Below are 237 nucleotides of genomic sequence, written 5' to 3' on the forward strand. Positions count from 1 at the left end.
GAAAAAAAAAACAACGGCCTCTACACCGTTTCGTTCTCTCACAGCCATTCACTTTTGTCTCCCTTCACCTGCTCCCCACTCGTGTCCACACCATCCTCCTTTTCACCTCCCGTTCTCTCTGTCCCCCCCCCCTGCCTAACCTCCGCGTAACCTCTGCCTCCCCCTCCGTCCTTTTCCCTCTCTCCGATATCGCCCCTCTGCATTGCTGTCCTCCTACATTTCCTCTCTACTTCTCTC

General features: G+C 54.9%; 1 protein-coding gene. It reads right to left on the reverse strand.

The genetic code is table 11. The features are described 5' to 3' along the window. Positions 1–38: 38 nt before the first annotated feature. The coding region (locus G3N92_RS18670; protein WP_206129013.1) for a hypothetical protein at positions 39–237 on the reverse strand (199 nt) is incomplete at its 5' end.

It is taken from the genome of Burkholderia sp. Ac-20379 (assembly GCF_017104645.1).
Classification (GTDB): domain Bacteria; phylum Pseudomonadota; class Gammaproteobacteria; order Burkholderiales; family Burkholderiaceae; genus Burkholderia.